This is a genomic window from Binatus sp. (SeqCode) (assembly GCF_036522015.1).
Classification (GTDB): Bacteria; Desulfobacterota; Binatia; order Binatales; family Binataceae; genus Binatus.
Genome location: NZ_DATDGQ010000025.1, coordinates 1 through 7,354 on the forward strand (window position 1 = coordinate 1; position 7,354 = coordinate 7,354).

A 7,354-nucleotide genomic window follows, 5' to 3' on the forward strand; every position below is an offset into this window, starting at 1 on the left:
CAATCGCCCTGCGAGAACGCGTACGCCTGAGAGACCACGGTGCCTGCGGTGTCGACGAATATTTCGCGGCGCATCTCGGTCATCGCGGCGACGACCTGGTAGGCGATCGCGTCGCCAAGTGCAACGACCTCGCGCGACGCGTCGAGCGATATTTTTTTGAGCTCGTCGGTCGAGAGTGAGCGCGGATCGCGGAGAAAATACGCCTCGACGTCGTCACGGACTTTTTCGCGCGACGGAATTGGCGCGACCACCAGGCCTTTCGCCGCGTCGCCGAGGTGCGCTATCAGTTCGGCTTTTTTGCGGGCGCTGAAGCGCGCGCGATCGTAGGCCTCGCCGAGTCCCCGCCGCAGTTCGCCGACGAGTTTGGCCGGACGGCCCGCGAGTGCGCCAATCTCCGCACCGGTTTGGCCGTGGCCGACCGGACCGGCCCGGTCGGCGACGTGAACCGAAACAAAATACGCGGCATTCTCGCTCTCAGAGCCGTCGCGCGGCTCGCCATTCACCGCGGCGCCAGAACGGTTGAAGACCACTTCGAGGCGAAGATCGGCGTATACGACGCCGCGCTTTGAGCGCGCGAATCGTGCGAGGATGCCCTCGCCCTCGCGCCGCAGGTACTCGATCGCTTCGAACAGGTCGCCGCGCCCAATCAAGAGAGCCGCATCTAGATGATGCCTTCGCGCTTGAGATCGTCGAGCTGGCCGGCGCCGAGTCCGAGCAACTCGCCGTAAACGTCGGCATTGTGCTGGCCGAGCAGCGGAGCCGACGTCACTTCGACCGGCGAATCCTCGAGGCGCACCGGACATCCCGGCATCGTGAAGTCGCCGCGCACGGGATGCTTGATCGTGACGATCATGCCGCGCTCTTTGAGATGGGGATCGTTCAGCAGCTCGACGCTGTCGAGCACCGCGCCACATGGAACGCCGGCCTCGCCGAGGATGCGCATCACCTCGAACTTGGTGTGCCGTCCGGTCCATTCGTTGATCATCTCGGTCAGCGGTTCGACGTTTTTGGCGCGGTTGCGTCCCGCGAAACGCTCTTCGTTAGCCACTTCAGGACGGCCGATCACCTTCCACAGGCTCTCGAACATCTCGGGCGAGGTGCACAGGATGTAACAGTAATCGTTGTCGCCGCCGGGCGCGCACTTGTAGATGTCGCCGGGGCCGCCGCCACCGACGCGGTTGCCGGTGCGCGGCGTCGGTTTGTTCGTGACGTACGTGCCCATCATCGGGACGCGCACGAAATTCAGCACCGCTTCCTGCATCGCGACTTCGACTTTCTGTCCCTTGCCGGTACGTTCGCGTTGGATGTATGCGGCGAGCACGCCGACTGCCGCATGCATGCCGGTGCCGGTGTCGCCGATTGTGGGTCCGGGCTTGAGCGGCGGCGATCCGGGAAAACCGGTCAGCGCCATCGCGCCACCGGACGCCTGCGCGATCATGTCGAAGCTTTTGTACTTGCTGTACGGGCCGTGCGTGCCGAAGCCCTTGATTGTGAGGTAGATAAGCCGCGTATTTATTTCGCGCAGCTTGTCGTAGCCGAGTCCAAGACTCTCGAGCGTGCCGAGCGAGAAATTTTCCGTCAGCATATCGACTTGCTTGACCAGCTCGATGAACATCGCGCGGCCCTTCTCGCTCTTGAGGTTGAGCGTGATGCCGCGTTTGTTGGCGTTGAGCAGAATGAAGTAGTACGAATCGACGCCCTGCTTTTCGGTCAGCAGCCAGCGGCCCTGCTCGCCCATCTTTGGCGACTCGACTTTGATTACGTCGGCGCCGAGCCACGCGAGCATCTCGGTGCACGAGGTGCCGGCCTCGAACTGTGTCATGTCCAGAACTTTGACTCCGCTCAGCGCCTTTTCCATTGCGATCCTCCTGCCACTTAACAAGTACCTGATCTAGCGCCAGCAGCGGAGCGGCGGCAAGCCTCGAAGCGTGGATGGGTTAAGTCTTTCGCCGCGGTCTGGTAGAGATCATGATGAACAGGCAAATGGCAGACACTGCATTATCGAAGCTCGCGCGAATCCGCGAAGAACTGAACCGGATGTTCCTCGAACGGATCGATCTGATCGATGGCGCAATCGTGGCGATGCTGTCGGCGAATCACGTCCTGATTATCGGGCCGCCGGGTACCGCAAAGTCGATGCTGGCCGACGAATTGTGCCGTCGCATCGAAGGCGCGAATTACTTTCAGTGGCTGCTGACGAAGTTCAGCACACCGGAGGAAATTTTCGGCGCGGTCAGCCTGAAGGGACTCGAGGAAGACGACTATCGGCGCGTCACGACGCACAAACTGCCCGAGGCGCACATCGCGTTCCTGGACGAAATCTTCAAAGCCAACTCGTCGATCCTCAACGCGCTGTTGACGATCATCAACGAACGGATTTTCCACAATGGACGCGAGCGCGTGCCGGTGCCGCTGATCACGATGTTCGGCGCGTCGAACGAACTGCCCGACGAGGACGAGCTGACCGCGCTTTACGATCGTTTCATGCTGCGCTTCATGGCGGACTACATCACCGAGGAACATGGCTTCATCCGCATGATGGCGGGCGGTCCCGAGCGGGCGCGCACCACGCTGCAATTTTCGGAGCTCGACGAGCTGCGCGCGACGGCCGCGGCGGTCAAAGTGCCGGGCGCGATCCTCGAGGCGATCGCGCAAATCAGGCGCGAGCTCGCGCGCGAGCAAATTGTCGTGTCGGATCGGCGCTGGAAAAACTCACTCGGCATTCTGCGTGCGCACGCAATTGTCGCGGGACGCGCCACGGTCGCCGAGGACGATCTGATGTTCCTCGCCCATGTGCTGTGGAAAGATCCAGAAGAGCGCCCCAAAGTAGTCGAAGCGCTGCGCCGAATCGTCCGTGGCTACGAGGACAAGCTGCAGGAGCTGGTGTTCGAGAGCCGCGAGCTGCGCGAATATGCCGAGGGCGCGTGGGAGAGCGAGGAGCTGCGGCGGCGCGCGCTGACCGAAGCGAACGCGAAGCTCGCAAATATCGCGGCGCGCTTCGACGTGTTGATCAAAGAAGCGTCGGACTCCGGCCGCGCGATCGCGAACGCGGAACGGATGCGCGTCGAGGTCAAGGATATTCAGCAAGCCGTGTTCCGCAAAAGCGTCGGCGATTAGCAATTCATGCCGGCCGAAGAAACAACGCCTGCGATCGTGCTTCGCGCGCGCGACTACGCCGAGTCGGATCGAATCGTCACGCTGCTGACACTCCACGCGGGCAAGCTCAGCGGAATCGCGAAGGGCGCCAAGGCATCGCGGCATCGCTTCGAGCGCAAGCTCGAACCGTTTTCGCACGTCGTCCTGCACTATCGCCGGCGGCCGCACGGGCAGTTGGTGTTTATCACGCGCGCCGAAGCTGCCGACCTGACGCAGCACGTGCTCGACGACGATCTCGCGAAGATTGCGCTCGGTAGCTACATGCTCGAACTCACCGACGCGCTGACGACCGAGGAGAGCGAGGCGGCCGAGGCGTATCGCGTGCTGTCGGAGGGCCTTGGCGCGCTTAGCACGCGCTTCGCGGACGCTGCGCTGCGGCAAGCCTTCGAGATGCGACTGCTGGGATGGGCTGGATTCGGACTCGAATTCGGGCGTTGCCGAATCTGCGCGACCATCAACGGCGACAACGGCGCGACGGTGTACTTCGTGGTGTCGCGCGGCGGGATCGTATGCGCGAAATGCCGGCCGGCATTGGCGGAAGGCGCAATTAAGATGTCGAGCAGAGGTGCGGCAATCCTCGCGCGACTGGGCCGGCTGCCGATGGACGATTCGCCCGGCTCGGAGGCAGCAGGTCCGGACGGCGCTCTCGCGCTGGCGCGGTTCATCGGCTCGATCGTGGACCGACGGCTGCGCAGCCAGGAATTTCTCGATTCAGTTTTGCCGGGCGCGGGTAAGGCCTGAGGACTATCCGCCGGTTTCGTCCGCCGGAGTTTCTCCAAACATCACTTCAGGCTTGCGGTAGAGGCCGCCATGATGCTCGATCACGACGATACCGCAGTTCGGCGGCACGTGAGCGTCTTCCCATTTGCCGGTAACGTGCGCCCACACGGCCCGCATCACGCCGCCGTGACTGACGACTACGATCTCGTCGTCGGGATATTTTTTCGCAACCGCGTCGAGGACCGGAGCGACGCGCTTGAGCACATCCTCATGACTCTCGCCGTTCGGCGCGCGCCACAACCACGAACGCTTCGGATCGAAGGTGGGATCGTTGGCGATCGAGTCGTACGGCTTTCCCGCGAGGTCGCCAAGACTCATCTCGCGGAACCGTTCTTCGTATTCGATCGGGACGCCAAGTTCAGCAGCAATGATGAGGCCGGTTTCGCGGGCGCGCGCGAACGTGCTCGCAATCACCAGTATCGGCTGAAACATCAGCTTGATCCTGACGGCCGCCTCCAGCGCCTGGCGGCGTCCGAGATCCGTGATTTTCGCTTCGCCCGACGTGGTGAAGCGCCGAATCGCGTTGCCCTCGCTCTCGCCATGACGAACCATTATCAGCTTGCCCATAGGGTGGAAATTTTCCCCGAAAATTCAGTTTGGTGCGAACGCGACGATCCGGCGGTTTCAGGTCTTGGGCTTGTCCCCGCCGCCGCTGGTCAGGTTCGCGAACGCGCGGAACGGTTCGAACAGATCGATTGGCATCGGAAAGACCGTGGTGGAATTGTTCTCGGTCGCGATCTCCTTGAGCGTCTGCAGATAGCGAAGCTGCAGCGTGATCGGACTCTTGCTCATGATTTCGGCGGCATCTGCGAGCCGCTGCGACGCCTGGAATTCGCCTTCGGCCGCGATCACTTTGGCGCGGCGCTCGCGCTCGGCCTCGGCCTGCGCCGCGATCGCGCGCTGCATATCCTGCGGCAGATCGATATTTTTCAACTCGACCAGCGTGACCTTCACGCCCCACGGCTCGGTTTGCGAATCCACTATTTCCTGGATGCGCGCGTTGAGCTTGTCGCGCTGGCTGAGCAGCTCGTCGAGCTCGGTCTGCCCGCCGACCGAGCGCAAGGTGGTCTGCGCAAGTTGCATCGTGGCAAATAGATAGTTCGCGACCTCGGTGACCGCGCGCGAAGGATCGACGACGCGAAAATACAGCACCGCACTGACCTTGACCGTCACGTTGTCCTTGGTGATGACGTCCTGTGGCGGGATGTCCAGCGTCACGGTGCGCAGGTCGATTCGCGCCATCCGCTCGAGCACGGGAATCACGAAGATCACGCCCGGCCCGCGATAAGGAGTGAGGCGGCCGAGTCGAAAAACTACGCCGCGCTCGTACTCGTTGAGGACCTTCAGCCCGCTCAAAACGAAAATTACGCCGATGAAGACGACTATGCCGACCCCGCTCGCCATCGCGATTCTCCTTCGCCCCCAAGCGCGCGAGGCGTGTCGATACCTTGCGCCATCTTCGGGCGCTACGCCACCTTCTGTACCTGTAGTTCCAAACCGTTGATCGACTTGACGCGAGCGCGTGCGCCGGGGCTGAGTGCGTCGGCGCTGATCGCGCGCCATATCTCGCCATGCACGAAAACTTTGCCGGGCGTACCGGGAGCGATCGCCTCTCGCACTTCGCCGACCTCGCCGACAATGCCTTCCGCGCCAGTGGTCGCGCGGTTGCGGCGCTCGCGCGCCACGATGTAGCCGATGCCGAGAATGATCAGCGTCAGCGCGGCAGCGGCGCCATATATAATGTTGTGATCAACTGCCAGGTCGGTCTTCGACGTGTCGATCAGAAACAGCGAGCCGATGACGAACGCCGTAACGCCGCCAAGGCCGAGAATTCCGTAACTGGTGACGAAGGCTTCGGAGATCAGCATTCCGACGCCGAGAAAAATCAACAGCAGTCCAGTGAGGTTCACCGGCAGGACCTGGAACGAGGCGAGCGCGAGCAGCAGGCAAATCGCGCCGGCTACGCCGGGAAAAATCACGCCCGGATGCGCGAACTCGAAGTACAGTCCGATCAATCCCGCCATCAGCAGCAGATAGACGATGTTGGGATCGGCCAGTACGTTGAGCAGTTGCTGGCCAGGCGTCATCCGCACGCGGCGCACGGTTGCGTCGGCGAGCGCGAGCGTCACGCTGTGGCCTTCGACCTGGACCTTGCGGCCGCTGGCCTGCGTCAGCAGGCTGCGCAAATCGGGCGCGACGATATCGATGACGTTTTTCGCCAGCGCTTCGCGCTCGCCAATCGCGACGCTGTGGCGTACGGCCTGCTCGACCCAGTCTTCGTTGCGCCCGCGCTGTTGCGCGATCGTGCGCGCAAAAGTCGCCGTGAAATTCTCGAGCTTCTGCCCCATCGCGCCCTTGATGTCCTCTCCGCCCTCCTCCACCGGATGCGCCGCGCCGATCGTTGTTCCCGGAGCCATCGCCGCTACATTCGCGGCTTCGGTGATGAAGGTGCCGGCGGACGCAGCACTGGCCCCCGACGGCGCGACGTACACGATCACCGGCAGCGGAGCCGCGAGAATGGCCTTCACGATTTTTTCCGCGGAGTTCAGCAGCCCACCCGGCGTATCGAGCTCGATCACCAGCGCGCTCGCGCCCTCGGCATTTGCGGACGCGAGCGAGTCGCCGATGTATGACGCGGTGGCGGGATTGATCGAGCCGTCAATCGTGATCAGCTGAACCCACGGCGGGGTATGCGCGGCAGATTTCGCAGGCGCGTCGGCGGCAAAGATTGGTTGCGATGCGAATGTCGCGATCGCGAGTGTCGCGACGACCATCAGGGTTGAGCGAATGCTCACGGCGCGGAACCGCCGCGGTGCGGAATCGGCATCCCGAGATACTTCATCACTTGCTGAATATCCGCCCACACCAGCCGCTTGTCGCCGGGCGTACGCAGCAGATACGCGGGATGAAACGTGGGCATGAACCGGATACCGCGAAAATTCTGCCAGTTGCCGCGCAACTTGCTGATCGGAATCTTCACCTTCAGCACCGCGTGCACCGCGAAAGTGCCGAGCCCAACGATCGCGCGCGGGCGCACGAGATCAATCTGGCGAAACAGAAATGGCTCGCATGACGCGACTTCGTCGGGCTCGGGATTTCGATTGTCGGGCGGGCGGCACTTGATCACGTTGCAGATGTACACCTCGGCGCGGCTGATACCCATGCCGCGCTCGATGATGTCGGTCAACAACTGGCCCGCACGGCCCACAAACGGCTCGCCGCGAGCGTCCTCGTCGGCCCCGGGCGCTTCGCCGACAAACATCAAATCCGCGTTGGGATTGCCGACGCCAAACACGAGATTGGTCCGGCGCGGCGCGAGCTTGCATCGCTGGCAGTCGCCTATGAACTCGCGCAGCTCGACGAGGGTCGAAGCTTTTTCGAGTCCAGGATATTTCGAAAAGAGCTCGGTCGGCATGGG

Annotated in this window: 8 protein-coding genes; 2 read left to right on the top strand and 6 right to left on the bottom strand. The window is 62.7% G+C overall.

The genetic code is table 11. The annotated features are described in order from the left end of the window. Positions 1-650, bottom strand: a 650-nt coding sequence (locus tag VIW95_RS01020; protein WP_331583111.1) for a hypothetical protein, incomplete at its 3' end; no start/stop codon positions are given. 11 nt (positions 651-661) lie between these two features. After that, complete coding sequence (locus tag VIW95_RS01025) at positions 662-1,858, bottom strand: CaiB/BaiF CoA transferase family protein (protein WP_331583113.1); 1,197 nt, start codon at positions 1,856-1,858, stop codon at positions 662-664. Positions 1,859-1,983: 125 nt separating this feature from the next. Here VIW95_RS01025 and VIW95_RS01030 point away from each other — a divergent pair, with 125 nt between their 5' ends. Next, entirely contained in the window at positions 1,984-3,117 is a 1,134-nt protein-coding gene (locus VIW95_RS01030) for an AAA family ATPase (protein ID WP_331583115.1), read from the top strand. A gap of 6 nt (positions 3,118-3,123) precedes the next feature. Further along, entirely contained in the window at positions 3,124-3,897 is a 774-nt protein-coding gene (gene recO / locus VIW95_RS01035) for a DNA repair protein RecO (protein WP_331583117.1), read from the top strand. A gap of 3 nt (positions 3,898-3,900) precedes the next feature. Here the strand turns inward: recO and VIW95_RS01040 are convergent, their stop codons facing one another. From VIW95_RS01040 to VIW95_RS01055, 4 genes are all read right to left on the bottom strand, one after another. After that, a complete protein-coding gene (locus tag VIW95_RS01040; protein WP_331583119.1) occupies positions 3,901-4,503 on the bottom strand; it encodes a histidine phosphatase family protein in 603 nt (200 codons plus the stop codon). Between the two features lie 57 nt (positions 4,504-4,560). Beyond that, entirely contained in the window at positions 4,561-5,340 is a 780-nt protein-coding gene (locus VIW95_RS01045) for a slipin family protein (RefSeq protein WP_331583121.1), read from the bottom strand. 62 nt (positions 5,341-5,402) lie between these two features. Further along, positions 5,403-6,731: a nodulation protein NfeD gene (locus VIW95_RS01050; protein ID WP_331583123.1), complete on the bottom strand. Its 1,329-nt coding sequence runs from the start codon at positions 6,729-6,731 to the stop codon at positions 5,403-5,405. Beyond that, the gene (locus VIW95_RS01055) at positions 6,728-7,351 is read right to left on the bottom strand and encodes a uracil-DNA glycosylase (protein ID WP_414645263.1); all 624 of its coding nucleotides are present in this window, start codon (positions 7,349-7,351) and stop codon (positions 6,728-6,730) included. Before VIW95_RS01055 ends, VIW95_RS01050 begins: the two co-directional genes overlap by 4 nt. Between the last annotated feature and the right edge of the window lie 3 nt (positions 7,352-7,354).

What these genes read in the sequence shown, in the direction of transcription:
- VIW95_RS01025 (WP_331583113.1), bottom strand. Translation starts at nt 1,858, where the DNA reads ATGGAAAAGGCGCTGAGCGGAGTCAAAGTTCTGGACATGACACAGTTC.
- VIW95_RS01030 (WP_331583115.1), top strand. Translation starts at nt 1,984, where the DNA reads ATGGCAGACACTGCATTATCGAAGCTCGCGCGAATCCGCGAAGAACTG.
- recO (WP_331583117.1), top strand. Translation starts at nt 3,124, where the DNA reads ATGCCGGCCGAAGAAACAACGCCTGCGATCGTGCTTCGCGCGCGCGAC.
- VIW95_RS01040 (WP_331583119.1), bottom strand. Translation starts at nt 4,503, where the DNA reads ATGGGCAAGCTGATAATGGTTCGTCATGGCGAGAGCGAGGGCAACGCG.
- VIW95_RS01045 (WP_331583121.1), bottom strand. Translation starts at nt 5,340, where the DNA reads ATGGCGAGCGGGGTCGGCATAGTCGTCTTCATCGGCGTAATTTTCGTT.
- VIW95_RS01055 (WP_414645263.1), bottom strand. Translation starts at nt 7,351, where the DNA reads ATGCCGACCGAGCTCTTTTCGAAATATCCTGGACTCGAAAAAGCTTCG.